Below are 24285 nucleotides of genomic sequence, written 5' to 3'. Positions count from 1 at the left end.
TAGCAAACTATCCAGCAACCACGGGCGAGTGCGGGCGGCTTGGCATTGCCCCCTAGCTTGCCCACACAACAGGCGCAAGGCGGCAACGCCGATTAAAATCGGTCCCCCTTTGCGCAGCGCACGCGTCTCAGTAGTGCGCCCCTCTTTCAAATGCTGTACCCCGAAGAATTCGATGTGATCGTCGTCGGCGGTGGCCATGCCGGCACCGAAGCCGCGCTCGCCGCCGCGCGCATGGGCGCCAAGACGCTGCTGCTCTCCCACAACATCGAGACACTGGGGCAGATGAGCTGCAACCCGTCGATCGGCGGCATCGGCAAGGGGCACCTGGTGAAAGAGGTGGATGCGCTCGGTGGTGCGATGGCGATTGCCACCGACGAAGCCGGCATCCAGTTCCGCATTCTCAATTCGAGCAAGGGGCCGGCCGTGCGCGCCACCCGTGCCCAGGCCGACCGCGTGCTGTACAAGGCCGCGATTCGCCATCGCCTGGAAAACCAGCCGAACCTGAGCCTGTTCCAGCAAGCGGTCGACGACCTGATGGTGGAGGGGGACCGCGTGGTCGGTGCCGTCACGCAGGTGGGCATCGCTTTCCGCGCGCGCACCGTGGTGCTGACGGCGGGCACTTTTCTCGATGGCCGCATCCATGTGGGCCTCGACAACTACCAGGCCGGACGTGCCGGCGACCCGCCGGCGATCAGCCTGTCGGCGCGCCTGAAGGAACTGAAGCTGCCGCAAGGCCGGCTCAAGACCGGCACGCCGCCGCGGCTGGACGGCCGCACCATCGACTTTTCGAAGTGCACCGAGCAGCCCGGCGACGGCATGCCGGGTGGAGCAGGGCCGATGCCGGTGTTCAGCTTCATGGGCCGCGCCGACATGCACCCACGCCAGATGGCCTGCTGGATCACCCACACCAACGCGCGCACCCACGACATCATTCGCTCCGGCTTCGACCGCAGCCCGATGTTCACCGGAAAGATCGACGGTGTCGGTCCGCGTTATTGCCCGAGCGTCGAAGACAAGATCAATCGCTTCGCCGACAAGGAAAGCCACCAGATCTTCCTCGAGCCCGAAGGCCTGACGACCAACGAGTACTACCCGAACGGGATCTCGACCAGCTTGCCGTTCGACATCCAGTACCAACTGGTGCGCTCGATGCCGGGACTGGAGAACGCTCACATCCTGCGGCCGGGCTATGCGATCGAGTACGACTACTTCGATCCGCGCGAACTCAAGAGCAGCTTCGAGACACGCTCGGTCAAGGGCCTGTTCTTTGCCGGGCAGATCAATGGCACGACCGGCTACGAAGAAGCCGCCGCTCAAGGTGTGTTCGCCGGCATCAACGCCGCACTGCAATGCCGTGGCGAAGACGCCTGGCTGCCCCGCCGCGACGAAGCCTATCTGGGTGTGCTGGTCGATGACCTGATCACCAAGGGCGTGACCGAGCCGTACCGCATGTTCACCAGCCGCGCCGAGTTCCGCCTGCAACTGCGCGAGGACAACGCCGACATGCGCCTGACCGAAGCAGGGCGCAAGCTGGGCTTGGTGGACGACGCGCGCTGGGATGCTTTCAGCCGAAAGCGCGATGCTGTTTCACGTGAAACAGAGCGGCTCAAGTCGATCTGGGTGAACCCGCGCAACCTGCCGGCTGCCGAGTCCGAACGCGTGCTGGGCAAGGCCATCGAGCACGAATACAACCTGGCTGACCTGCTGCGCCGGCCCGATGTGAACTACGAAACGCTGATGTCGCTGGACGGCGGAAAGTACAACGCTGGCTCGGCACTGACCGAAACCGAGATCGAGCAAATCGAAATCTCGGCCAAGTATTCCGGCTACATCGAGCGCCAACACGACGAAGTGGAGCGCGCCGCTCACTTCGAGAATCTGCGGCTGCCTGCCGATTTCGACTACGGACAGGTCAAGGCCCTGAGCTTTGAAGTGCGCCAGAAGCTGGACAAGCACCGTCCCGAAACGCTGGGCTTGGCTTCGCGCATCTCCGGTGTGACGCCCGCGGCCATCTCGCTCTTGATGATCCATTTGCGCAAGGGTGGGCACAAAGCCTTCGCTCGTGACGCCGCCACGGAAGCAGCCACCGAGCCGCAGTCCGCCGAATGAGCGCGCCCATCGACACGCTGCGCGCCGGCGCAGCAGCGCTTGGTGTCACTTTGTCCGACCGGCAGGGCGAGCAGTTGCTGGCCTACGGCACGCTGATGCTCAAGTGGAACAAGGTCTACAACCTGACAGCCGTGCGCGATCCGGCGGGGGTGATGACGCACCATCTGCTCGACAGCTTGGCGGTCATCTCTCCGCTGCAGCGCCAATATCCAGAGCAGGGCAGGTTGCTCGACGTGGGATCGGGCGCTGGGCTGCCGGGTGTGATCATCGCGATCATGCGTCCAGACATCGACGTGAGTTGCTTGGATGCCGTCGCCAAGAAGGCGGCCTTCGTCCAACAGGTGGCTGCCGAGCTGGAGCTGTCCAACCTCCGTGGGCTGCATGCACGGGTCGAATTGCTGGAAGGCAGCTACAACGTTATCAGCTCTCGCGCCTTCGCCTCGTTGCCGGATTTCTTCAACGGCTCGAAGCATCTGCTGGCGGCGGACGGTGTCTGGCTCGCCATGAAGGGCAAGACGCCCAGCGACGAACTCGCTGTTCTGCCTCCAGAAGTGGCTGTGTTTCACGTGGAACAACTGACGGTTCCGGGCCTCGATGCCGAGCGTTGCATCGTCTGGGCGCGCAAAGAGCCCGTCTGATTCCGTAAAAGATGCGGTGCCGCCGGCAAAAGCCGGCGCCCGAACGGCCCTCCGCGCGCCGGCCTCGCTTAGACTCGACGCCTCCCCTTGGCTCTCTTCTTCGAGGCAAATTCCATGTTTGGCATCGCTGACTACGGCGCATTTGTCGCCGCCATCATCCTGTTCCTCCTGATTCCCGGCCCGGGCAATCTGGCGCTGATCACCTCGACCAGCAAAGGCGGAATTCGCGGTGGATTGGCAGCGACGACTGGTGTGATCGTTGGCGACCAGTGCCTTTTGTGGGCTGCGGTGGCTGGCGTGTCGGCGGTTCTGGCCGCTTACCCGACCGCGTTCAAGGCGGTGCAGTGGCTGGGTGCCGCCTACCTGGCGTGGCTCGGCCTCAAGATGCTGCTGGCCAAGCCCGGTTCGGCGCCGATCCTCAACATCAAGCCGGGCCATTTCTTCCGCCAGGCTTTCATGATCACCTTGCTGAACCCGAAGGCCATCGTGTTCTATATGGCGTTCTTCCCGCTGTTCGTCGACCCGGCCCGTCATCAGGGGCTGATCACTTTCGGCGCGATGGCGGTGACGATCGCGGCGCTGACCTTCCTCTACGGTCTGACCTCGACGCTGCTCACGCACTTTCTCGCCGAGCGCATCCGCGCCAATCGCCGCATTTCCGGCACGCTCGAAAAGCTGGCTGGCGTCTTCCTGATCGCCTTCGGCGTCAAGCTCGCGATCTCGCGCTGATCGATCGATCCCCAGAACTGACATGGCCAAGATTTTCTGCATTGCCAACCAAAAGGGCGGCGTCGGCAAGACCACCACCACCGTCAACCTCGCCGCCGGCTTGGCCAAGGTGGGGCAGCGGGTGCTGATGATCGACCTTGATCCCCAGGGCAATGCGACCATGGGTTCGGGCATCGACAAGCGTGAACTGGAGTTGACGGTGTACGACGTGCTGCTCGAATCGGCTTCCGTTGCCGAGGCGCGCGTCAAGGCCGACAAGCTGGTGGAGGGCGGTTGCGGCTACGACGTGCTGGGCGCCAACCGCGAACTGGCCGGCGCCGAAGTGGAAATGGTGGCGCTCGACCGCCGCGAAAAACGCCTGCGTACGGCGCTGGCGGCCGTCGGCGCCGAGTACGACTTCGTGCTGATCGACTGCCCGCCGAGCTTGAGCCTGCTCACGCTCAACGGCCTGTGCGCTGCCCATGGCGTGATCGTGCCGATGCAGTGCGAGTACTTTGCGCTCGAAGGGCTGACCGATCTGGTCAACACCATCAAGCAGGTGCACGCCAACCTCAACAAGAACCTGCAGATCATCGGCCTGCTGCGCGTGATGTTCGATCCGCGCATCACGCTGCAGCAGCAGGTGAGCGAGCAGCTCAAGTCCCACTTCGGCGACAAGGTGTTCGATACCGTGATCCCGCGCAATGTACGGTTGGCCGAGGCACCGAGCTACGGCCTGCCGGGCGTGGTGTTCGATCCGGCCGCCCGGGGCAGCCAGGCTTTCATTGCCTTTGCGCAGGAGCTGGTCGAGAAGCTGCCGCCTGCGAGTGCTTTCGCTTCCGGTGCCGTCGCGCCGCCGATTGCACCGGTTGAACGCATCGCGCCTGACCTCGCCATTCCCGAGGACGTGCTGGCGCCCGCGCCGGCCTCCGACTCCACCCCCGAAAAAAGCCTCTGACGCCTGCCGCGAATCGGTACGGTGCTATCAAGTTCGTAGCAAATGACAGTTTCCCGCATCCTGCTGCTGCCGGGTTGGCAGAACAGCGGCCCCGGCCATTGGCAGACCATCTGGGAGTCGATCCACGGCGACCACCGCGTCGACCAGCATGAATGGATGCGGCCGCTGCGCGGCGACTGGTCCGCGCAGCTCGAGGAAGAAGTGCTGGCCGCCCCCGGTCCGGTGGCCTTCGCCGCGCACAGCCTCGGCTGCATCCTCGTCGCCGCCTGGGCTGCGCATTCGCGCAACACGCACAAGGTAGCCGGCGCATTGCTGGTGGCACCCGGCGATGTGGAGCGCGAAGATCTGCGGCAACTGATTCCCGGATGGGCACCGATCGTGCGTCAGCCGCTGCCTTTCCCCTCGGTGCTGATCGCCGCCAACGACGACCCTTACTGCGAGGCCTCGCGCTCGCAGCAACTGGCCCGAGACTGGGGCGCACGCTTCGTCGACACCGGCAAGGGCGGCCACCTGAACGCCGAATCCGGCCTGGGCGACTGGCCCGAAGGCCGGCAACTCCTGAACGACATTTCGAAAGACAAGAACTGATGGCGACCAAGAAACCCAAGGGCCTCGGCCGTGGCCTCGAAGCGCTGCTCGGCCCGACGGCCGCACCTGCCGCAGATCACAACGGTGCCGGTACGGAAGAGGGTGGCGCGCCACCCAACCCGACCACGCTGATGCTCGACCAGATGGTGGCCGGCGTCTACCAGCCGCGCACGCGCATGGACGAAGGCGCGCTCTATGAGTTGGCCGAGAGCATCAAGGTCCAGGGCATCATGCAGCCGATCCTGGTGCGCCGGCTCGATGCCGAATCGGCGGCCGCCAAGAACGCCGAGTACGAAATCATCGCGGGCGAGCGGCGCTTCCGTGCCGCGAAGCTCGCGGGCCTCGACAGCGTGCCGGTGCTGGTGCGCGACGTGCCCAACGAAGCGGCAGCGGCGATGTCGCTGATCGAGAACATCCAGCGCGAAGACCTCAACCCGCTGGAAGAGGCGCAAGGCCTGCAACGCCTGGTCGCCGAGTTTGGGCTCACTCACGAAATGGCGGCGCAGGCCGTGGGCCGCTCGCGCAGCGCGGCCAGCAACCTGCTGCGCCTCTTGAACCTGGCCGAGCCCGCGCAGCTGATGCTGATGGCCGGCGACATCGACATGGGCCACGCCCGCGCGCTGCTCTCGCTCGACCGTGGCACGCAGATCACCGCAGCCAACCAGATCGCGGCCAAGAAGATGTCGGTGCGCGAGGCCGAAGCGCTGGTGAAGAAGCTCGCCGCCGAGTTCACCTTGACGCCGTCCCGCCGAGGCAACGCCGGCGAGAAATCGCGCGACCTGCAGCGCGTGGAAGAAGAGCTGGCCGACCTGCTCACCGCCGAGGTCGAGGTGCGCATCAAGAAGCGCACGAAGCGCGGCGAAAGCGGCGAGCTCGCGATCCATTTCGGCTCCATCGAAGCGCTCAACGGATTGATCGATCGCATCCGCCGAACGGCCTAGTTTGAAATCCGGGCGTGTCGTTCGTTCGATTGATAACTGCAATCCTTTGCGCGTATCCTCGACCGCTGGTTTTTCCAACCCAGATCTGAAAACAGAGGGAGTCCCTGTCATGACGTTCACCAAGTTCCCGCTTGCGGCCATCGCCGTCGGCGCTCTTCTCCTCACCGGCTGCGCAACCACCGACATGCAGATGGGCAGCCAGTCGGCCAAGACCATGGCCACGGGCAGCGCCGCGGGTTCGTCCACCGCCGGCGAAAGCAGCCAGCTCGAGCGCTGCGAATCGCCGCTTGGCACGGTGTCGCTGATCGAGAACGTCAACTCGGGCTGGTACACCATCCTCACCGGCGAATACCGCCTGCCGCCTACTGCAAATCTGTTGCGTTTGCTGGTGCAGCAGTCGAACTGCTTCATCGTGGTCGAGCGCGGTGCGGCCGGCATGAACGCCATGACGCGCGAACGTGCGCTGCAGCAGTCGGGTGAAATGCGCGGCGGCAGCAACTTCGGCCGCGGCCAGATGGTCGCTTCCGACTATGGCCTGTCGCCCGAGATCGTGTTCAGCAACAGCGATGCCGGCGGCATCGGCGGCGCGCTCGGCGGTCTCGTGGGTGGCGGCCGTGGCCGCGCGCTCGCAGCCATCGGCGGCAGCATGCAGACCAAGGAAGCCAGCGCGCTGCTGACCCTCATTGATAACCGCTCGGGCGTGCAGGTTGCTGCTTCCGAAGGCAGCGCCTCCAAGACCGACTTCGGTGCTTTCGGCGGGCTGGCCGGTCGCAGCGGTGCAGGCGGCCTCGGCGGCTACACCAACACGGCACAGGGCAAGGTGATTGCCGCCGCGTTCATGGACGCCTTCAACCAGATGGTCCGTTCGCTGCGCAACTACAAGGCGCAGACCGTGCGCGGCCAGGGCCTGGGCGGCGGTGGCCGGCTCGGCGTGGATGGCGGTGCGGCACCTTCGCAAACCTACGTGCCGCCGGAGCAGGCACCGGCGCGTCGTCGCAAGTAAAAAGAACGGCTGGCCTCCGGGTCACGAAAAAGCCCGGCGCTCTCGCGAGCCGCCGGGCTTTTTCACGTGCGACAGAGATGGATCAGAGGCTGAAGATCTTCCCTGGATTCATGATGTTCTTCGGGTCCAGCGCGCGCTTGATCGTGCGCATCATGTCGATCGCGCCGACACCCGCTTCGGTCACCAGGAAGCCCATCTTGTGCAGCCCCACGCCGTGCTCGCCGGTGCAGGTGCCTTCGAGCGCCAGCGCGCGGGTCACCAGCTTGTGGTTGAGCTCTTCGGCCTTCACGCGCTCTTCGGGAATGTTCGGATCGAGCAGATAGCCGAAGTGGAAATTGCCGTCGCCCACATGGCCGACGAGGAAGTAGGGGATGCCGCTCGCATCGGCCTCGGCCACCGAGTCGAGCAGGCAATCGGCCAGGCGCGAGATCGGCACGCAGGTGTCGGTGGAGATCACGCGGCAGCCCGGCCGCGATTGCACTGCAGCGAAATAGCTGTTGTGCCGCGCGGTCCACAGGCGCGTGCGTTCTTCCGGCGTGCTGGCCCATTCGAAGGCGTTGCCGCCATGGCCGCTCGCGAGTTCCTGCACCGTCTCGGCTTGCTCCTTCACGCCGGCCGGCGAGCCGTGGAATTCCATCAGCAGCATCGGCTCCTCGCGCAGGTTCAGCTTGGCGTAGGCGTTCACCATGCGCACCGTGTTCACGTCGATCAGTTCCACGCGCGCGATCGGCACGCCGAGCTGGATCGTCTCGATGGTGGTGCGCACCGCGGCCTCGATGCTCGGGAACGAGCAGATCGCAGCCGACACGGCTTCAGGCAGCGGGTAGATGCGCAGCGTGACCTCGGTGACCACGCCCAGCGTGCCTTCGCTGCCCACCATCAGGCGCGTGAGGTCGTAGCCTGCGGACGACTTCTTCGCCCGCGTGCCGGTGCGGATGACTTCACCCGCCGCCGTCACCACTTCGAGCGCCAGCACGTTCTCGCGCATCGTGCCGTAGCGCACGGCGTTCGTGCCGCTCGCGCGCGTGGCCGTCATGCCGCCGATGGAGGCGTCCGCACCCGGGTCGATGGGGAAGAACAGGCCCGTGCTCTTGATCTCTTCGTTGAGCTGCTTGCGCGTCACGCCCGGCTGCACCGTCACCGTGAGGTCGTCGGCGTTGATCGACAGCACCTTGTTCATGCGCGACACGTCGATGCTGATGCCCCCCTGCACCGCGAGCAGATGACCTTCGAGCGAGGAGCCCACGCCAAAGGGGATGACCGGCACGCTGTGCTCGCTCGCGAGCTTGACGGCATCGGCCACGTCCTGCGTGCTCTCGGCGAACACCACGGCCGAGGGTGGCGGTGCGTCGAACGAGGACTCGTCGCGCCCGTGCTGCGTGCGCACCGCCATCGCCGTGGAACAGTTGGCGCCGAAGCGCGCCTTCAGTCCGTCGATCAGGCTGGCAGGCACGTCGCGCAGATGAAGCGCCGGCATCAGGTGCGAGGTTTGGGTCGGGGCGTTCATCGGGCGTCTCCTGGGGAATAGGTGCGGGGGCTGCCGGTCATTTTACGGAGCGAGCACCATAATGCGCTTCGGTAAAAACATGAACCCCACGACCCTCAGCGCCCTCGCGGCCTTCCCCTCGCAACTGGAGGCCCACTACGCGGCCATTCCCGACGCTTTCAGGCACTGGACGCCGCCCTCATGGGAGGGCGTGCCCAGCGAAGCCTTCACGGCCATCGAGCAGCTCTGCCATGTGCGCGACATCGAGATCGAGGGCTACCACGTGCGCTTTCGGCGCACGCTCACCGAGAACCGGCCGACCCTGGCTTCGATCGACAGTGAACCGCTCGCCATCGAACGCAACTACGGCGCCGCCGACGCGAAGCAGGTGCTGGCAGATTTCCGCCTCGCACGCGCAAAGACGATGGAGATCCTCTCGTCCCTGACCGATGTGCAACTGGCCCGCACGGCCGTCTTCGAAGGCTACGGTCCGCTCACGATGCGCAGCCTCATCCACTACCTCTGCAGCCACGACCAGCAGCATCTGGCAGGTCTGCAATGGCTGGCCGGCAAGATCGACGCATCGACCGTACCGGCATAACCAGGAGCGCCCATGGGCAACCGACTTTCCCAGATCGCCACCCGCACCGGCGACGACGGCACCACCGGTCTCGGCGACAACACCCGCGTGCCCAAGGACCATCTGCGCGTGCACGCGATGGGCGATGTGGACGAACTCAACTCGCAGATCGGCGTGCTGCTCTGCGAGCCCATGCCCGAGGCCGTGCGCGAGCTGCTGGTCGATGTGCAGCACCAGCTCTTCAACCTCGGCGGCGAACTCTCGATGCCGGGTTTCACGTTGCTCAAGCCCGAAGCGCTGCTGCAGCTGGACAACGCGCTGGCCGATCACAACGCCGCCTTGCCGCGTCTGGCCGAATTCATCCTGCCGGCCGGCACGCGCGCCGCCTCGCTCGCGCATGTGTGCCGCACCGTGGCGCGACGGGCCGAGCGCGCGGTGGTGGCGCTCGGTGCCACCGCGGAACTCAACGACGCACTGCGCCAGTACCTCAACCGGCTCAGCGACCTGCTCTTCGTGCTCGCGCGCGTGCTCAACCGCATGGACGGCGGCGACGACGTGTACTGGAAGAGCGAGCGCATGGCGCGCGCGGCAGCCGCCAACGCCAACGACGTCAACGACGAAGAAGGAAGCCCGTCATGAAGATGCCTGCCCGCACCCTGGCCCTCGCCGCAGCGCTCTTCCTGCTGCCCACCGCAGCCGTCCATGCGCAGAGCGCCGACAACCCGCCCAAGGCACAGCGCGCTCACACGCTCAAGGCGCCGCCGCGCGACAGCAAGGTGGTGAGCGGCGTGCAACGCGGCACCAATGCAGCCGGCCGCGGCATCGACCGCGCCGACAGCGCCACGCGGCGCGGCGTCAACAACGTGTCGGCCCGTGCCAGCCGGCCAGTGCGCAACGTGGGCGAGGCCTTCGGCCGCAAGCTCGCGCCGGGCTCCAGCGGCCGTGCCGCACCGCCGCCGGTGGGCCCGCAAGGTAACGCGCCCTGATCTGGGACATGGTGGACCCTGCTCCACCGAGATGGCAAGACCAGCTCGTGCAGCGCGCCTACGACGACCTGCTGCCGGGCGCCTGAGCCATCGGGCAGCTCGCGGGCACGCGTTCAAGCAATTCCTGCCGCAGCGCATTCAGCTCGGCGATCTTCCGGTCGATGACTGCGACCTTGTCCGCCAGCAGGCTTGCGACAGCCTGGTCGGGGTTGGGTGAGTCCCATAGCGCTGGCAGGTTGTCGCCGATCTCATGGAGGCTGAAGCCCAGCTTCTGGGCGGTGCGGATGTAGCCCACCATCTGCACCGTTTCCTGCGCGTAGACCCGGTAGCCGTTGCTGCTGCGCTCGGCGCGGATCAGGCCGCGTTCTTCATAGAAGCGCAGGGTGTCGCGGCTCAAGCCCGTTGCCGAAGCCAGCGTGCCGATCTGCATGTTTTTTCTCCAGATTCCGCTTGACCCTGGAGCGTACCCGAGGCTTTAGCTTCGACGGCTTCTCCATTTCCCGGGCTCAAGAATGATCGACTCCCAAACCTACCGCCGCATCGTCCGCGCCAGCGCCTGGTACGACCTCGTGGTGACCGTCGGCTTCGCCACGCCGTGGACCTTCGCCGCGGTCCATGCGATCTTGCTGTGGACCATCCAGGCGCTTCAGCTGCCGGGCGCGTTCCCGGCCTTCGATCCCGTTCACATGCTCATGGCCAATCTGCTCGGCTCGGTGGTCACGGTGTGGGCGATCCTGCGCATTCGCGATCCGCGCATGCTGTACGGCCGCTATGACGCCGTGGCGCGCATCCTGTTCGCGACCTGGCAGATCTACGCGGTGATGCACGGCGCCAGCGTGATCATCCTTGGCTTCACCGCCATGGAACTGCTGTTCGGCGTGCTCGAGTGCCTGCGGGTGCAGACGTCCAAGAGCGGCGCCGGCGCTGGCCGCCTGGCCTCGCTCAGCGCCAGCCCGCAGTCTTGAGCTGGTCCGCGAGCAGCTGCGCCACTTTCGCGTAGCCCTCTGCATTGGCGTGGATGCGGTCGGAGCGCAGCGACGTGTCCGACAGCACGCTCGAATACACATTGGCGACGAGCAGCGCCTGCCCCGACTTCGCGACCTCTTCGTAGAACGGCGCATCGCTGAGCGAACCGACGAACGCGCGCATTGCGTCGGGCGCAGGCGTGGCGAGCAGGGCGACATGCGGCGTGTGTTCGCGCGCCTCTTTCACGAGCGCCGTGATGTTGTCGCGCGTGGCCGAGGCCGACACGCCGCGCAGCATGTCGTTGCCGCCGATGCCGATCAGGATCGCGTCGTAGCTGCCCGCAGCCAGCAGCGATGGCAGGCGCTGCAATGCGCCGGCCGAGGTGTCGCCGTTGACGCCCGCGTTCTCGATCTGCCAGCCGGTGATCTCGCCCAGTTTCACGGGCCAGGACGCATCGGGTGGCGCGCCGTAGCCGAAGGTGAGGCTGTCGCCGAGCGCCAGCACGCGGGCATCGGATTTCAGTGCAGCAGAGGAGGGCTTGCGCTTGCCGCAGGCGGCCAGAACGGCTGCGGCCGGCACGCCGCACATCAGGTGGAGGAGGTGTCGTCGTTTCATGGAGCGCGCAGCTTAAACGCGGGCGGCGTGCCCGCCGGCATTGACCCTTTGCTTGCTCGGAAAGCGCATAAGCCTCCCCGTTTTTGTTCGTTCCCCGGCTGGGGGGCGCGGCGAAGAATCGTTGCCCTGCACGCCCATTCATCACCGAGGTCCGACGCCATGCCGCTGCTCCATCGCCACCGTTTCCTGCGCCATGTGGTCGCACTCTCCGCCGTGCTTCTGGCCACGCCTCTTGCGGCTCTTGCCGCGCCCGCCACCGGCGAGCCGGTGTGGTTCGGCGTGAGCGGCCCGCTCACCGGGCAGAACGCGCAGTACGGCGCGCAATGGAAGGCCGGCTTCGATCTCGCGCTCGACCACATCAATGCGCAGGGCGGCATCCACGGCCGGCCGCTGGCCTACAACTTCGAAGACAGCCAGAGCGATCCGCGCCAGTCGGTGGCCATCGCGCAGAAGCTGGTGAACGACAAGCGTGTGCTCATCGAGCTGGGTGACTTCTCCAGCCCCGCCTCGATGGCCGCCTCGCCGATCTACCAGCGCGCGGGCCTGGTGCAACTGGGCTTCACCAACTCGCATCCCGACTTCACCAAGGGCGGCGATTACATCTGGAGCCCGTCGATCAGCCAGGCCGATGCGCAGCCGCTGCTCGCCGACCTGGCGGTGAAGACGCTGGGCTTCAAGCGCATCGCTGTGCTCTACCTCAACACCGACTGGGGCCGCACCAGCAAGGACGTGCTCGTGAAGGCCGCGCAGGAGCGCGGCGCGCAGCTCGCCATCGCCGAGGGCTACCAGCCCGACGAGAAAGACTTCCGCTCGACGCTGGTGCGCGTGCGCGACGCCAACCCCGACGGGCTGGTGCTGATCTCCTACTACCCCGACGGCGCGCTCATCGCGGGCCAGGTGCGCAGCGTGGGGCTGAAGCAGCCGATCGCGGCGGTGGGCTCGGTGTATTCGCCCAAGTTCATCGAGCTCGGCGGCGCGGCGGTCAACGGCATCCACACCAACACCGCCTTCTATCCCGAAGAGCCGCGCGCCGAGGTGCAGGAGTTCGTCAAGAGCTTCCGCACCAGGTACAGCAAGGAGCCCGACGCCTTCAACGCCTATGCCTACGACGCCGTCGTGTACGCGGCCGCCGCGCTGCGCCAGGCCGGCCCGAAGGCCGACCGCAAGGCGGTGCGCGATGCGTTCTACAAGATCAAGGACGTGCCCAGTGTCATCTTCGGCAAGGCCAGCTTCGACGCGCAGACGCGCCGCGTGATCGGCGTGAAGAGCGTGAACCTGGTGGTGAAGGACGGCAAGTGGGCGCAGATCGACGAGAAGGCGGCCGTGGCCTCGGTGAAATGACCTGCCTTCGCATTTGTTCCCACTCCCTCTGGGAGAGGGCTAGGGTGAGGGCAGGGGCCGTTGACATACATCTGGCCTCCGTACAGGCCGCTGCCCTCACCCCAACCCTCTCCCAGAGGGAGAGGGAGCAATACCGATGAGCTTCACCTCGTTCTTCGACTACACGGTCAATGGCCTGATCATCGGCAACATCTATGCGTTGCTGGCGGTCGGGCTCGCGCTGATCTTCGGTGTCTCGCACCTGATCAACTTCGCGCACGGTTCGGTCTATACGGTGGGCGCGTACATCGGCTGGGCGAGCATCACCTACCTGCACACGCCGCTGCCCGTGACCATCGCGCTCGTGGTGCTGGGCTCGGGCGCGCTCGGCATGCTGATCGAACGCGTGGGGCTTCGGCCGCTGCAGGGTGCCGCGCGCATCGCGCCGCTGCTGGCCACCATCGGCATCAGTTTCGTGCTCGACATCCTCGTGCAGCTGGTCTTCAGCCCCGATCCGCGCTCGCTGCCCACGCAGCTGCCCGACTGGCGCCTGCAGATCGGCACCGGCACCATCGGCGCGCTCGACCTGCTGATCGCGGGCATCGGCATCGCGAGCGCGGCGGTGCTGTTCGTCTTCCTGCGTTTCACCAAGCTCGGCTGGGCCGTGCGCGCCACCGCGCAAGACCGCGATGCGGCGCAGCAGATGGGCGTGGACGTCGACCGCGTGAACCAGACGGTGTTCGCCATCGCCGCCGCGCTGGGCGGGCTCTCGGGCCTGCTGGTGGGCATGTACTACAACAACATCAGCCCGGCGATGAGCTTCCAGGCGACGCTCAAGGGCGTGGTGGCCACTGTGGTCGGCGGCGTGGGCAATGTGCCAGGCGCCATCGTCGGCAGCCTGCTGCTGGGGCTGATCGAGAGCTATGGCGTGGCGATCCTCGGCACGCCGTACCGCAACCTCTTCGCGTTCGCGCTGCTGCTGGTCATCCTGGTGTGGAAGCCCAATGGTCTCTTCGGCCGCAAGCGCGCGCTGCCGCCCGAGCCGCTGACCGGCACCTTCATCGCGCCGAGCAAGCCGTGGCATGTGCCGCGCAGGTTGCTGCTCGCGCTCTTTGCCGCGGCGGTCGCGTTGCCGGTCCTCGATCCATCGCCGTACCTGCTGCAGACGCTCACCAATGCCTGGCTGTACGGCGCGCTCGCGTTGAGCCTCACGCTCGTGGCCGGCACCATCGGGCAGATCTCGCTCGGCCATGCGGGGCTGCTGGCCATCGGCGCGTATGCGTCGTCGCTGCTGGTGCTCGACCTGCACCTGCCGGTGGGCACGGGCATCGTGCTCGCGGGCATCCTCACCTCGTTGATCGGCACCGCGCTGATCTTCCCGGCGTTCCGGCTGCGCGGCCACTACGTGTCGATCGCCACGCTCGGCATCGGCGAGATCGTGGCGCTCACCATCCTCAATTGGGAAAGCCTCACGCGCGGGCCCATCGGCGTCTCGGGCATTCCGCCGCTCTCGCTGTTCGGCCGCGACGCATCGTCGAACGAAGCCATCTACTGGGCCTCGTTCGGCGCGATGGTGCTGCTGGCCCTGCTGCAGTGGCGCCTCTTGCGCTCGCACCTGGGCCGTACCTTCCGCGCGGTCCGCGAAGACGAAGTGGCCGCGCGCGCCTACGGCGTGAGCCCCGACCGCTACAAGGCGCTGGCCTTCGGCTTCGGCGGCTTCGCGGCGGGCGTGAGCGGTGCCTTCACCGCGCACATGTACTCGTACATCAACCACGAGACCTTCGGCTCGCAGATCTCGATCCTCGCGCTCACGATGGTGATCCTCGGCGGGCTCGGAAACATCAGCGGCGCGCTGCTCGGCGCGGTCGCGCTCGTGAGCCTGCCCGAGCTGTTCCGCGTGACGGCCGAGTACCGGATGCTGATCTACGGCATCGCATTGCTTTTGTTGATCCGCTTCCGCCCGCAAGGCCTGCTGGGTACTGTCTGAAGAAAGAACCAAACACCATGAGCCACCTCAACGACTACCTTGCCGAGAAACGCGCCGCCGTGCTGGCGCGCAATGCCGCCGTCGAAGCGGGCACCGCGCAACCTGTGCAACTCAAGGCCAGCGTGAAAGCCGAAGGCCGCAGCGGTGTGCGGCGCCTGCGCATCCGCGAGCACCAGGTCATCAGCGACAGCCCGCCCGATTTCGCGGGCTACAACCTCGGCCCGAGCTCCCCCGAGCTGCAGCTCGGCGTGCTCGGCACCTGCGTCACGCACATCTTCCTGATCCAGGCGGCCGAGCGGCAGGTTCCGCTCGAGAGCCTCGAGGTGGAAGTGACCGGCCTCATCGATCCGCGCGGCGGCAAGCCGGGCCACGAGAAGACGCCGATCTGGCCGCACGAGATCGGCTACACCGTGCACATCGATTCGCCCGCGAGCCGCGAGGAGATCGATGCGCTGTTCGAAGCGGTGGAGCGCAACTGCCCGATCCTCAACCTGTTGCGCAACCCGCAGACGATTCGTGCCGAGGTGAAGCTCATCAATTCGAAGGCGGAAGCGGCGAATGCACCGCAGGAAGCGGGCGATGCCATCGCTGCTTGAGATCCGCGGTCTCACGCGCCGCTTCGGCGGGCTCACCGCAGTGAACGCGGTTGACCTGCAGGTGGGCGAGGGCGAGCTGCTCAGCGTGATCGGGCCGAACGGGGCAGGGAAGACCACGCTCTTCAACCTCGTAACCGGCCTCGACCGGCCCGATGCGGGGCAGGTGCTTTTCGAGGGACAGGACATCACCGGCCTGCCTGCGCAGCAACTCGCGCAACGCGGCCTTGCGCGCACCTTCCAGCATGGCCGCGTGTTCGCAAACCTCTCGGTACTCGACAACGTGCTGGTCGGCGCGCACACGCGGCTGCGCGCCGTGAAACCGCGTGTCGGTGGTGTGCCGGGTCTGGGCGCGCTGGCCGAACTGGCGCTTGCGCTGCTGCAGCCTGCCGCCGTGCGGCGCGAGGAAGAAGCGCTGCGCAAGGATGCGCTCGAAATCATCGCGCTCTTCGGTGAACGGCTCGCGCCGCGCATCGACCATCCCGCATACAGCCTCTCGTACGCGAACCGCCGCCGCGTCGAGATCGCACGCGCGCTCGCGCTCAAGCCGCGCCTGCTGCTGCTCGACGAACCCACGGCCGGCATGAACGAAAGCGAGACCGCGGAGATGCTGGAGATCATTCGCGGCCTCAAGTCGCACGGCCAGACCATCTTGCTGATCGAGCACAAGCTGGACCTCGTGATGCAGCTGTCGGACCGCGTGGCCGTGCTCGATGACGGCCGCAAGATTGCGGAGGGGTTGCCCGACGACGTGCGCAACGACCCCGCGGTGATCGAGGCATATCTCGGCCATCGCCGTGTTGGTCAGGCAGAAGCGGTGCCCGCATGATCGCCACCGTCGCCCGCACGGGTCTTCCTCCTTCGTCGCTCTGGGGCGAGGGCCGCGATGAGGGGCTGCCCGAACGCACCACGGCACCCGTGTCCCCCGACGCGAAGCAACCGCTGCTCCAACTGCGCAAGGTCAACAGCTTCTACGGCCCCGTGCAGGCCCACTTCGACCTCGACATCGAAGTGCGCAAAGGCCAGATCGTGAGCCTGCTCGGCGGCAACGCCAGCGGCAAGTCGACCACGATGAAGGTCGTGCTCGGCCTGCTCAAGCCGCGCTCGGGCGAGGTGAACTTCAACGGCGAATCCATGCTCGGCCTTGGCACGCCGCAGATCATCCGCAAGGGCATCGGCTCGGTGCCCGAGGCGCGCCGGCTCTTCCCCGCGATGACCGTGCGCGAGAACCTCTTGATGGGCGCCTATGCACGCAACGATCGCAAGGGCGTGGCCGAAGACCTCGAACGCATGCTCGAACTGTTCCCGCGCGTGGCCGAGCGCATCGAGTTCCAGGCAGGCACGCTCTCGGGCGGCGAACAGCAGATGGTGGCGATGGCGCGCGCGCTCATGGGCCGGCCGCAGCTCATCTGCATGGACGAGCCGACCATGGGCCTGTCGCCGCTGTACGTCGACAAGGTGCTCGAACTCATCGCGCGCATCAACGGCCAGGGCGTCTCGGTCTTCATGGTCGAGCAGAACGCGAGCCTCGCACTGCAGATCGCGCACCACGGCTACGTGCTGCAGACCGGGCGCATCGTGCTCTCGGGTCCGGCGCGCGAGCTGCTGGCCGATGCGCGCATTCGCGATGCCTACCTTGGCGGCGAGGGCGCTGCCCGGACCGCCTCCTGAACGAACGAACGCATGAACGCAAGAAGGGGAGACCACACGCCATGGCATTGAAGCTCGACCACATCGTGATCGCGGTGCACGACCTCGAACGCACCATCGCCGACTATGGCGCGCTCGGCTTCCACGTGCTGCGCGGCGGTGACCATCCGGGCCGTGCCACGCACAACGCGCTGGTGGTGTTCGAGGACGGCAGCTACTTCGAACTGATCGCATGGCGCGAGCCATCGCCGACCGAACGCTGGTGGCAGCTGTTGCAGCGGCACGGCGAAGGCATCGTCGACTTCGCGCTGTTGCCGCGCAGCACCGCGGTCACCGTGGCCGATGCGAAGGCACGCGGCCTCTCGCTCGACGGCCCGCTCGATGGCGGCCGCGTGCGTCCCGACGGCGCGTGCGCCTTCGGCCGATTTGCCCTTCCTGTGCGGCGATCTCACGCCGCGCAACCTGCGCGTGCCCGAAGGCGAAGTGCGGGTGCACGCCAACGGCACGCTCGGCGTGGCGAGCCTTGCGGTCGCGGTGCGCGATCTCGACGCCACGCTCGCACGCTACCGCGCGCTGCTCGGCCCCGTGCCCGACGACGCAGCCACGCACATCGGCGAGCCCGTGGCCGTGCCTGGCAGCCATGTGCGCGTGGCGGTCATCGCGCTGGGCGGCAGCGTGCTGGTGCTGTCGTCGCCGCGCGAGAACGCGGCCGTGGAGAAGGAGGGCGGCGATGCGCTCGCGCAGCGGCTCGTGGCGCGCGGCGAAGGGCCGTACGCGGTGGTGCTGCACACCGAAGCGCCGAAGTCGACCGGCGTGCTCGACCTGGCGGGAACGCATGGTGCGCTGATCGAGCTCGACCTGCCGCCGGTGGACCTCCACGTGAAGCACGGCGCGCGCAGCCACCGGGTCAACAGCATGGTCGGGGGCTGAGAGGCTCATGTCGCTCATCGCGGCCCAGGGCGCCTTGCCTAGCGTCGCCTGCATCTTCTTCTGCAGCGCCGGAATGAAGGACAACGCGCCGCCCGGATACCAGCACTTACCTGATTTCACCTGACGGCGACCTGAAGTGGGCCGGGCAGACACAACGGCGGCCCACAATGGACTCGTCATCAACGCATGAAGGAGTTCCAGATGATCATCAATTCAAAGCGCATGGCCGTTGCCGCTACGGCGCTCGCGATGTGCATGGCAGCGGGAAGCGCCTTCGCGCAGGACCGCCGCTTCGACGGGCGGCCCGGTGACGGGCGCGATGGGCGTGTCGAGCAACGGCACGACAACGGACAGCGGGGCCGCAATTTCGATCGCGGTGGTCCGCACCGCGACTACCGCGGCAACCAGGACTTCCGCGATGGCCGCCAGTTCGATCGCCGCGGCTTCCCGCAGCCGCACGCCGAATGGCGCCGTGGCGGTCGTGTGCCCGCCGAGTACCGTGGCCGCAACTACGTGGTGAACGACTACCGTGCGTACCGCCTACAGCCGCCGCCCCGTGGTTACCAGTGGGTCGGCGTCGGCGGTGACTACGTGCTTGCCGCCATTGCCACCGGCCTGATCGCGCAGATCATCGCGGGCCAGTAACCCGCCCGGCTCGCCCGCATACAAAACCGCCACAGGTCACTGTGGCGGTTTTTCTTTTGGGGGGAGGCTTGTCAGGCCAGCGCGGTGGATACCGACTGGGCGCACACGTTGCGCCCGGTGATGGTGAGGCGCAGGCCCCCACCGTGCCATTCGAGCCAGTTGAGGCTCACATAGGCGTCGATGTCGTTGTCGTCGATGCGGTCGGCCTGGCGGCTCTGCAGGAGCTCCACCGTGGCGGGCAGTGCCCGTTTCAACCGTTCTCGTCGCTCCGCTGCATCGGCCGCCTTTTGGGCGGCCCTGGTTTGCTGTTGCTGCTGCTGCGGGGTCGATGCCATTGCTGATCCGTTCCGGAAGCCAAGGAATTAACCCGAATGTACGCCCCTTGTGTGAAGCCGCACGCTTTCTTTTGAACCCCGCCGTTTTCGCAGTACCCGCCACGCAACAGCGCCCGGAACGGCTCTCGCGGCGGGGCTAGATTTCGTAGTGCGACGCCTTGGCTTCGTCACCCAACGCCTTCTCGACAATGGCACGCGTCAGCGTCGGCGCGAACGACTCGATGAAGGCATAGACGTACTTGCGCAGGTAGTTGCCGCGGCGCACCGCGAGTTTGGTGAGGTTGATGCCGAACAGGCGCCCTGCATCGATCGCGCGCAGTTGCGTGTCGCGCTCCGCTTCGTACGCCACGCCGGCCACGATGCCCACGCCCAAGCCCAGATGAACGTAGGTCTTGATCACGTCGGCATCCATCGCGGCGAGCACGATGTTGGGCGTGAGGCCGCGCGCCTCGAAGGCCTCGTCGATGCGCGAGCGGCCGGTGAAGCCCGTGTCGTAGGTGATGAGCGGATAGCGCGTGAGCGCCTCCAGCGACAGCGGCGCATCGAGCAGCGGATGGCCCGGCGGCACGATCACCGAATGCGTCCAGCGGTAGCAGGGCAGGGCGACCAGTTGCGGGTAGTCGCCCAGCGCCTCGGTGGCGATGCCCACGTCGGCCTCGCCGTCGATCAGCATCTGCGCGATCTGCTTGGGCGAGCCCTGGTGCAGGTGCAGTTTCACGTTCGGGAACTGCGCGCGAAATTCCTGCACGGCCACCGGCATCGCATAGCGCGCTTGCGAGTGCGTGGCCGCGATGGAGAGCAACCCGCTCTGCTGCGCGACGAACTCCTGCCCCGCGTGCCGCAGGTTGCTGCTCTCCAGCAGCATGCGCTCGATGATCGGCAGCACATGGCCGCCCGGCTCGGTGAGGCCGGTGAGCCGCTTGCCGGCGCGCACGAAGAGCTCGATGCCGAGCTCCTCCTCGAGTTCGCGGATCTGCCGGCTCACGCCGGGCTGCGAGGTGTGAAGGGTGTGCGCGACTTCGGTCAGGTTGAAGCCGCAACGAACGGCCTCGCGTACCGAGCGCAGTTGTTGAAAGTTCATCTGGCGCCGAGGTGTCATCAGGACCCCGGGGTGGGGACCGACCGGCGATTCTCGGCAGAAGCGCTTATGCATGGAACGATGCGTTTGTTGGTTCTACATGAGCAAAACATCTTTACGGCCTGTCTTTTGCGCCGCACTTGTGATTTCGCACGACTGTGCTAAAGTTCGCCGCATGGACGCCAAGACCCAGAAAAGCGAACTCACCCGTGCCGCCATCGTCGGCGCCGCGCTGGACCTCGCCCTGGCCGAGGGCCTGGAAGCGATCTCGCTGCAGGTCATCGCGAGCCGCCTGGGCCTCTCCAAGAGCGGGGTGTTCTCCCGCGTGGGTTCGCGCGAGGCGCTGCAGAAGGCGGTGATCGAGGAGTACGGCCGCGGCTTCCTGTCCGATGTGTTCGTGCCCGCCATGCAGAAGCCCAAGGGCCTTGCCCGCCTGAACGACATCGTGGCCCGCTGGATCGCCCGCACCCGCGATGTCGAGGCTCAGACCGGCTGCCTCTACGTGGCCGGTGCCTTCGAGTTCGACGACCGCGAAGGCGAGTTGCGCGACGTGCTCCTCGAGGAGATCACGCGCTGGCGCGCGGCTCTCCGCCGCACCGTGACGCTCGCCATCGAGGCCGGCGAGCTCAAGGCCGACACCGAGCCCGCGCAGCTGGTCAGCGAGATCAACGGGATCATGATGAACCAACTGCACGACGCGCGCTTCCTGCGCGACCCGCACACCGCCGACCGGGCCGCGCAGACCTGGCAGCGGCTCCTTTCCAGCTACCTCGCCTGAGCCGTGAAGCAGGCGGATTTCCCTCGTCTTTATTTGTCAGAATTTCGCACAGTCGTGCGATAAATAGGAGAAGCAGCCATGCTGATCATTGCCCTTTGCCTCGCCATCTACGCCGTCGCCCTTGGCGTCGAAGCCGCCCGCGACACGCTGCGCAGCCTGCCCCGCAGCAACCAGGACTGGGTCTGGTATTAAGAGGCTGAGAGGCAATCCGACATGACCGCTCATCCCCCGCAAAGGGCCCCACTCTGCGTTGCAAATGCTCGCCATAGCCCGAGCTATGGCTGCGCTTTGCGCCTTGATTGGGGCCCTTTGCGGGGGCTGCTCGGTCACGCCGAATTGCCTCTCAGCCTCTGAAGGAACCCCCGCCCATGACAAGCACCCCCGCCCCCACGACCTACTACGGCGCCAGCCGGCTGATGCGCGCGATGCGCTTCGGCCTCGGCGCATCGCAACGCCTCTGGCCCGCGCTGGGCGTGCGCGCGGCCTACCGGGTATTCGGCACGCCGCTGCCGCCCAAGTGGCTGTACCGCGGGCAGCACCCCGGCGCCGACTGGCGCCACGAGGCCTGGTCCTTCGAGGATGCGAGCGTCGGCATCTACCACCTGGCGGCGCAGGATTCGGGCGCGGAATCGGCGCCGGTCGTGCTGCTGGTGCATGGCTGGGGCGGGCACGCGGGCCAGATGCTGCCGCTCGCGCAGGCAGTCGCCGCGGCGGGTCTTCGACCGGTGCTGCTCGAACTGCCCGCGCACGGCCGCAGCGAAGGCATGGCGACCAACGGCGCGCAGTTCGCGCGCGCCATCGACTACGTCACCGCCCGGCTCGCCGCGGACGGCCGTGCGTTGCGCGCTGTCGTCGCGCATTCGCTGGGCGCCAATGCGCTGGCCTACGCCGCGGGGCGCGGGCTGCCGGCCGAACGCATCGTGCTGCTTGCACCGCCCGCGTCGCCGCGCGAATACACGCGCTACTTCGCGCACGCCTTCGGCCTCAGCGAGCAGACGCGCGCCGCGATGCAGCGGATGTTCGAGGCGCGCGAAGGCGTGCTGATGCCGCAGTTCGAACCTGCGCTCGCCGGCCCGCGCATCGCGCAACCGACGTTGATCGTTCACGACCGCGACGACCGCGTGAACCGCTTTGCCGATGGCGAGGCCTACCGCGATGCAATTGCCCGCGCGCAACTCGTCGCCACGCAGGGCTGGGGCCATCGCCGCATCCTCAAGGAGGCGGATGTGCTGGACCGGGTGACGCGCTTCCTGGCAGGCGCGTGAGCGCTGCCCTCACCACGTCGGCTCACCACGTCGGGTGTACCGGCGTGAACACCGGCCTGAACAGGTGCCGCCGCACGATCTCGCCGTAGCCCCGGTAATAGAAATTGCCGTTTGCCTCCAGCACCTCTGCGCGGTGGCGCCGGAAGTACACCGGGATCTCGTACCAGGGCATCGTCGGCGCGCGGTGGTGCACATGGTGCAGGTTGTTGAACAGGTAGAGCAGCCCGAAGACGACGTTCGACTCGACGATGGCCACGCGCTCGTGCGGCGTGTCGGCCCAGCGGTGCTCGGTGAAGGTGCGCAGCGACCCCAGCATCATTCCCGGGTAGACGAAGTACAGCAGGTACTCGCCCAGGCCCATGCCGCAGACCCCGGTGACGAAGTACAGCACCGGCGCCACGCTCAGCGCATGCCAGCCCCAGGTCGGCAGCCGCGAGAAGTTGCCCGCGAGCACCTGCTGCGATTCGAAGCGCACCAGCTTCCACAGCCTGAGGAACGGCCCGAGCACGACGCGGAATGCGATCGTCTGGTTCGCCATGTAGATCCAGCGCCAGACCGGCCCGTAGCCCGCCCATGCGGGCGCCGAGTGGTAGGCGCTCTCGTTGTCGCGCTCCGGGTGCGTGAGGTGGAAATTGACGTGGTGCGAACTGTGGCCGCGGTTGTAGAACGGATACGGCAGCCACAGGTTGAGCGGCGCCCACACCACCGCATGGCGCAGCCACGTCGGCAGGTGACGCATCGCGTGGATGCTCTCGTGCTGCAGCGAGAAATGCAGCTGCGCGAGAAAGCCGCCCAGCACGAACAGCGCCCAACCCGGCAACGCCGCGTGCCACCACAGCAGCGCGGCCCACGCGGCATAGAGCGCGCCGGCGAGCAGCAGCGTCGGCACTTCGTAGTGCCACCACCAATGCGTCCGGCGCGTGCCGGACGGGGCGCGCGTCGGTGCGGTGGATGGTTTGGCAGTCGATGTCATGGGCGGGCGACTCAAAGGACTGCGATCCTAGGTATGAAGAAGCCCTCTGCATGCGCGCTTTTCGCATAAGCAAGGTCGCGAAATTTCGTTCCTGCTCCGGCCTGCCGCGGCCTACGCTTGGCGGCTTTGCTGCGCTGCCATCCTTCGCCTGTCTCCATGAACGCCCCTTTCTCCCGTCTCGCCGTGCTCTGGTGGGCGCTGTCTGCGTCTGCGTTGGTGGGTGTCTCCCCGGTCCACGCGGCGGCTGTCGACGACTACCCGACCAAGACGATCCGCGTGGTGGTTCCCTATCCGGCCGGCGGCATCGCCGACAAGATTGCCCGCGAGGTCGCCGAGCAACTGCAGCAGCGGCTCAGGCAGGCCGTGGTGGTCGAGAACCGCAGCGGTGCGGCGGGCAACATCGGCTTCGATTTCGTGGCGCGTCAGCCGGCCGACGGCTACACGCTGCTGCTCGCGCCCGCGTCCAACCTCACGGTGCAGCCCGCGCTCTTCAAGCAGCTGAGCTACGACCTCGCGCGCGACTTCACGCCGGTCTCGCTGCTGGTGCAGACGCCGCAGGTGCTGCTGGTGAATCCCAGGCTGCCCGTCGGCAATCCGCGGGAGCTGGTCGACTACTCGAAGAAGCACCCGGGCAAGGTCAACTACGGCATCAGTCTGGGCGCGTACTCGCACCTCGCGGGCGAGTTGCTCAGGGCGCGGACCGGCGCCGACTTCACCGCCATCCCCTACCAGGGCAGCGCGCCGGCCCTCAACGACCTGATCGCGGGGCAGACGCAGTTCATCTTCAACGAGGTGATCACGGCCATTCCCTTCATCAAGGCCGGCACGCTGAAGCCGCTGGCCGTGGCCTACCGGACGCGCGCGCCGTGGCTGCCCGACGTGCCCACAACCGCCGAGGCCGGCCTGCCCGATTTCGAGGTCACGTCCTGGTATGGCGTGGTCGTGCGCAGCGGCACGCCGGCGCCGCTGGTGCAGCGGCTCTCGCGCGAACTGCGCGCCATCGTGCAGTCGCCTGACTTCAAGAAGCGCTACGACGACATCGGCGCCTTCACCGTGGGCAACACGCCCGAGGAGTTCGGCCGTTTCATCCAGAGCGAAACCGTCAAGTGGACGGCCGTCGTGAAACAGGCCGGCATCCTGCCCGACTGACATC

Annotated in this window: 26 protein-coding genes and 1 pseudogene; 21 read left to right on the top strand and 6 right to left on the bottom strand. The window is 66.9% G+C overall.

Translation table 11 applies throughout. The annotated features are described in order from the left end of the window. The first annotated feature begins 150 nt into the window (after positions 1-150). The 7 genes from mnmG (at position 151) to NU688_RS22200 (ending at position 6945) form a co-directional block, all read left to right on the top strand. Entirely contained in the window at positions 151-2109 is a 1959-nt protein-coding gene (mnmG, locus tag NU688_RS22230; RefSeq protein WP_257862973.1) for a tRNA uridine-5-carboxymethylaminomethyl(34) synthesis enzyme MnmG, read from the top strand. Next, positions 2106-2747, top strand: a complete 642-nt coding sequence (gene rsmG / locus NU688_RS22225) for a 16S rRNA (guanine(527)-N(7))-methyltransferase RsmG (RefSeq protein ID WP_257862972.1) — start codon at positions 2106-2108, stop codon at positions 2745-2747. Before mnmG ends, rsmG begins: the two co-directional genes overlap by 4 nt. Before the next feature lie 114 nt (positions 2748-2861). Beyond that, positions 2862-3476: a LysE family transporter gene (locus NU688_RS22220; RefSeq protein WP_257863288.1), complete on the top strand. Its 615-nt coding sequence runs from the start codon at positions 2862-2864 to the stop codon at positions 3474-3476. Positions 3477-3498: 22 nt separating this feature from the next. Then, positions 3499-4413 carry a ParA family protein gene (locus NU688_RS22215; protein WP_257862971.1) on the top strand — a complete coding sequence of 305 codons (915 nt, stop codon included), beginning with the start codon at positions 3499-3501 and terminating at the stop codon, positions 4411-4413. Positions 4414-4455: 42 nt separating this feature from the next. Beyond that, the gene (locus tag NU688_RS22210) at positions 4456-5001 is read left to right on the top strand and encodes an alpha/beta hydrolase (protein WP_257862970.1); all 546 of its coding nucleotides are present in this window, start codon (positions 4456-4458) and stop codon (positions 4999-5001) included. After that, on the top strand, positions 5001-5942 hold the full coding sequence (locus tag NU688_RS22205; protein WP_257862969.1) for a ParB/RepB/Spo0J family partition protein: 942 nt from the start codon (positions 5001-5003) through the stop codon (positions 5940-5942). The genes NU688_RS22210 and NU688_RS22205 overlap by 1 nt, the downstream gene beginning before the upstream one ends. A gap of 109 nt (positions 5943-6051) precedes the next feature. After that, positions 6052-6945, top strand: a complete 894-nt coding sequence (locus NU688_RS22200) for a CsgG/HfaB family protein (protein WP_257862968.1) — start codon at positions 6052-6054, stop codon at positions 6943-6945. Between the two features lie 82 nt (positions 6946-7027). On the opposite strand, the gene NU688_RS22195 is transcribed toward NU688_RS22200, so the two are convergent. Further along, positions 7028-8452, bottom strand: a complete 1425-nt coding sequence (locus tag NU688_RS22195; RefSeq protein ID WP_257862967.1) for an FAD-binding oxidoreductase — start codon at positions 8450-8452, stop codon at positions 7028-7030. 79 nt (positions 8453-8531) lie between these two features. Between NU688_RS22195 and NU688_RS22190 the strand changes: the two genes are divergently transcribed. The 3 genes from NU688_RS22190 to NU688_RS22180 are packed head-to-tail and all read left to right on the top strand — an operon-like array spanning position 8532 to position 9997. Further along, on the top strand, positions 8532-9032 hold the full coding sequence (locus tag NU688_RS22190) for a DinB family protein (RefSeq protein WP_257862966.1): 501 nt from the start codon (positions 8532-8534) through the stop codon (positions 9030-9032). 12 nt (positions 9033-9044) lie between these two features. Then, the gene (locus tag NU688_RS22185; RefSeq protein ID WP_257862965.1) at positions 9045-9650 is read left to right on the top strand and encodes a cob(I)yrinic acid a,c-diamide adenosyltransferase; all 606 of its coding nucleotides are present in this window, start codon (positions 9045-9047) and stop codon (positions 9648-9650) included. After that, positions 9647-9997: a hypothetical protein gene (locus NU688_RS22180; RefSeq protein ID WP_257862964.1), complete on the top strand. Its 351-nt coding sequence runs from the start codon at positions 9647-9649 to the stop codon at positions 9995-9997. The genes NU688_RS22185 and NU688_RS22180 overlap by 4 nt, the downstream gene beginning before the upstream one ends. Before the next feature lie 58 nt (positions 9998-10055). Here NU688_RS22180 and NU688_RS22175 read toward each other — a convergent pair whose 3' ends face one another. Next, positions 10056-10427: a MerR family transcriptional regulator gene (locus NU688_RS22175; protein WP_257862963.1), complete on the bottom strand. Its 372-nt coding sequence runs from the start codon at positions 10425-10427 to the stop codon at positions 10056-10058. Positions 10428-10509: 82 nt separating this feature from the next. Here NU688_RS22175 and NU688_RS22170 point away from each other — a divergent pair, with 82 nt between their 5' ends. Further along, positions 10510-10962, top strand: coding sequence for a hypothetical protein (locus tag NU688_RS22170; RefSeq protein ID WP_257862962.1), 453 nt, complete (start codon positions 10510-10512; stop codon positions 10960-10962). On the opposite strand, the gene NU688_RS22165 is transcribed toward NU688_RS22170, so the two are convergent. Continuing rightward, positions 10940-11578, bottom strand: coding sequence for a GDSL-type esterase/lipase family protein (locus NU688_RS22165; protein ID WP_257862961.1), 639 nt, complete (start codon positions 11576-11578; stop codon positions 10940-10942). The genes NU688_RS22170 and NU688_RS22165 overlap by 23 nt on opposite strands. Positions 11579-11737: 159 nt before the next feature. Here NU688_RS22165 and NU688_RS22160 point away from each other — a divergent pair, with 159 nt between their 5' ends. The 7 genes and pseudogenes from NU688_RS22160 (at position 11738) to NU688_RS22130 (ending at position 18703) form a co-directional block, all read left to right on the top strand. Beyond that, entirely contained in the window at positions 11738-12919 is a 1182-nt protein-coding gene (locus NU688_RS22160) for an ABC transporter substrate-binding protein (protein ID WP_257862960.1), read from the top strand. A gap of 136 nt (positions 12920-13055) precedes the next feature. Then, entirely contained in the window at positions 13056-14885 is a 1830-nt protein-coding gene (locus NU688_RS22155; RefSeq protein ID WP_257862959.1) for an ABC transporter permease, read from the top strand. Positions 14886-14902: 17 nt separating this feature from the next. Continuing rightward, entirely contained in the window at positions 14903-15481 is a 579-nt protein-coding gene (locus NU688_RS22150) for an OsmC family protein (protein WP_257862958.1), read from the top strand. Then, positions 15465-16307: an ABC transporter ATP-binding protein gene (locus NU688_RS22145; RefSeq protein WP_257862957.1), complete on the top strand. Its 843-nt coding sequence runs from the start codon at positions 15465-15467 to the stop codon at positions 16305-16307. Before NU688_RS22150 ends, NU688_RS22145 begins: the two co-directional genes overlap by 17 nt. Further along, positions 16304-17149, top strand: coding sequence for an ABC transporter ATP-binding protein (locus NU688_RS22140; RefSeq protein ID WP_257862956.1), 846 nt, complete (start codon positions 16304-16306; stop codon positions 17147-17149). Before NU688_RS22145 ends, NU688_RS22140 begins: the two co-directional genes overlap by 4 nt. Positions 17150-17190: 41 nt before the next feature. Then, positions 17191-18058: pseudogene (locus NU688_RS22135) on the top strand (VOC family protein). 201 nt (positions 18059-18259) lie between these two features. Continuing rightward, positions 18260-18703, top strand: coding sequence for an RcnB family protein (locus NU688_RS22130; RefSeq protein WP_257862955.1), 444 nt, complete (start codon positions 18260-18262; stop codon positions 18701-18703). Between the two features lie 71 nt (positions 18704-18774). Here NU688_RS22130 and NU688_RS22125 read toward each other — a convergent pair whose 3' ends face one another. Further along, positions 18775-19038, bottom strand: coding sequence for a hypothetical protein (locus tag NU688_RS22125; protein ID WP_206176473.1), 264 nt, complete (start codon positions 19036-19038; stop codon positions 18775-18777). A gap of 136 nt (positions 19039-19174) precedes the next feature. Then, positions 19175-20119, bottom strand: a complete 945-nt coding sequence (locus tag NU688_RS22120; RefSeq protein WP_257862954.1) for a CysB family HTH-type transcriptional regulator — start codon at positions 20117-20119, stop codon at positions 19175-19177. Between the two features lie 172 nt (positions 20120-20291). On the opposite strand from NU688_RS22120, the gene NU688_RS22115 reads away from it, so the two are divergent. Together NU688_RS22115 and NU688_RS22110 are read left to right on the top strand one after the other, a co-directional pair. Further along, positions 20292-20894: a TetR/AcrR family transcriptional regulator gene (locus tag NU688_RS22115; RefSeq protein ID WP_257862953.1), complete on the top strand. Its 603-nt coding sequence runs from the start codon at positions 20292-20294 to the stop codon at positions 20892-20894. A gap of 368 nt (positions 20895-21262) precedes the next feature. After that, entirely contained in the window at positions 21263-22159 is an 897-nt protein-coding gene (locus tag NU688_RS22110) for an alpha/beta hydrolase (protein WP_257862952.1), read from the top strand. 22 nt (positions 22160-22181) lie between these two features. On the opposite strand, the gene NU688_RS22105 is transcribed toward NU688_RS22110, so the two are convergent. After that, positions 22182-23132, bottom strand: a complete 951-nt coding sequence (locus tag NU688_RS22105; RefSeq protein WP_257862951.1) for a fatty acid desaturase — start codon at positions 23130-23132, stop codon at positions 22182-22184. 156 nt (positions 23133-23288) lie between these two features. Between NU688_RS22105 and NU688_RS22100 the strand changes: the two genes are divergently transcribed. After that, on the top strand, positions 23289-24281 hold the full coding sequence (locus NU688_RS22100) for a tripartite tricarboxylate transporter substrate binding protein (protein ID WP_257862950.1): 993 nt from the start codon (positions 23289-23291) through the stop codon (positions 24279-24281). The last annotated feature ends 4 nt before the right edge of the window (positions 24282-24285 follow it).

Source organism: Variovorax sp. ZS18.2.2, from assembly GCF_024701975.1.
Classification (GTDB): Bacteria; Pseudomonadota; Gammaproteobacteria; order Burkholderiales; family Burkholderiaceae_C; genus Variovorax.
The sequence above is the reverse complement of the archived record's forward strand: the minus strand, read 5'-3'. Positions and strand labels throughout refer to the sequence as shown.

Coding starts and splice junctions, on each gene's coding strand:
- mnmG (WP_257862973.1), top strand. CDS start 151: ATGCTGTACCCCGAAGAATTCGATGTGATCGTCGTCGGCGGTGGCCAT.
- rsmG (WP_257862972.1), top strand. CDS start 2,106: ATGAGCGCGCCCATCGACACGCTGCGCGCCGGCGCAGCAGCGCTTGGT.
- NU688_RS22220 (WP_257863288.1), top strand. CDS start 2,862: ATGTTTGGCATCGCTGACTACGGCGCATTTGTCGCCGCCATCATCCTG.
- NU688_RS22215 (WP_257862971.1), top strand. CDS start 3,499: ATGGCCAAGATTTTCTGCATTGCCAACCAAAAGGGCGGCGTCGGCAAG.
- NU688_RS22210 (WP_257862970.1), top strand. CDS start 4,456: ATGACAGTTTCCCGCATCCTGCTGCTGCCGGGTTGGCAGAACAGCGGC.
- NU688_RS22205 (WP_257862969.1), top strand. CDS start 5,001: ATGGCGACCAAGAAACCCAAGGGCCTCGGCCGTGGCCTCGAAGCGCTG.
- NU688_RS22200 (WP_257862968.1), top strand. CDS start 6,052: ATGACGTTCACCAAGTTCCCGCTTGCGGCCATCGCCGTCGGCGCTCTT.
- NU688_RS22195 (WP_257862967.1), bottom strand. CDS start 8,452: ATGAACGCCCCGACCCAAACCTCGCACCTGATGCCGGCGCTTCATCTG.
- NU688_RS22190 (WP_257862966.1), top strand. CDS start 8,532: ATGAACCCCACGACCCTCAGCGCCCTCGCGGCCTTCCCCTCGCAACTG.
- NU688_RS22185 (WP_257862965.1), top strand. CDS start 9,045: ATGGGCAACCGACTTTCCCAGATCGCCACCCGCACCGGCGACGACGGC.
- NU688_RS22180 (WP_257862964.1), top strand. CDS start 9,647: ATGAAGATGCCTGCCCGCACCCTGGCCCTCGCCGCAGCGCTCTTCCTG.
- NU688_RS22175 (WP_257862963.1), bottom strand. CDS start 10,427: ATGCAGATCGGCACGCTGGCTTCGGCAACGGGCTTGAGCCGCGACACC.
- NU688_RS22170 (WP_257862962.1), top strand. CDS start 10,510: ATGATCGACTCCCAAACCTACCGCCGCATCGTCCGCGCCAGCGCCTGG.
- NU688_RS22165 (WP_257862961.1), bottom strand. CDS start 11,578: ATGAAACGACGACACCTCCTCCACCTGATGTGCGGCGTGCCGGCCGCA.
- NU688_RS22160 (WP_257862960.1), top strand. CDS start 11,738: ATGCCGCTGCTCCATCGCCACCGTTTCCTGCGCCATGTGGTCGCACTC.
- NU688_RS22155 (WP_257862959.1), top strand. CDS start 13,056: ATGAGCTTCACCTCGTTCTTCGACTACACGGTCAATGGCCTGATCATC.
- NU688_RS22150 (WP_257862958.1), top strand. CDS start 14,903: ATGAGCCACCTCAACGACTACCTTGCCGAGAAACGCGCCGCCGTGCTG.
- NU688_RS22145 (WP_257862957.1), top strand. CDS start 15,465: ATGCCATCGCTGCTTGAGATCCGCGGTCTCACGCGCCGCTTCGGCGGG.
- NU688_RS22140 (WP_257862956.1), top strand. CDS start 16,304: ATGATCGCCACCGTCGCCCGCACGGGTCTTCCTCCTTCGTCGCTCTGG.
- NU688_RS22130 (WP_257862955.1), top strand. CDS start 18,260: ATGATCATCAATTCAAAGCGCATGGCCGTTGCCGCTACGGCGCTCGCG.
- NU688_RS22125 (WP_206176473.1), bottom strand. CDS start 19,038: ATGGCATCGACCCCGCAGCAGCAGCAACAGCAAACCAGGGCCGCCCAA.
- NU688_RS22120 (WP_257862954.1), bottom strand. CDS start 20,119: ATGAACTTTCAACAACTGCGCTCGGTACGCGAGGCCGTTCGTTGCGGC.
- NU688_RS22115 (WP_257862953.1), top strand. CDS start 20,292: ATGGACGCCAAGACCCAGAAAAGCGAACTCACCCGTGCCGCCATCGTC.
- NU688_RS22110 (WP_257862952.1), top strand. CDS start 21,263: ATGACAAGCACCCCCGCCCCCACGACCTACTACGGCGCCAGCCGGCTG.
- NU688_RS22105 (WP_257862951.1), bottom strand. CDS start 23,132: ATGACATCGACTGCCAAACCATCCACCGCACCGACGCGCGCCCCGTCC.
- NU688_RS22100 (WP_257862950.1), top strand. CDS start 23,289: ATGAACGCCCCTTTCTCCCGTCTCGCCGTGCTCTGGTGGGCGCTGTCT.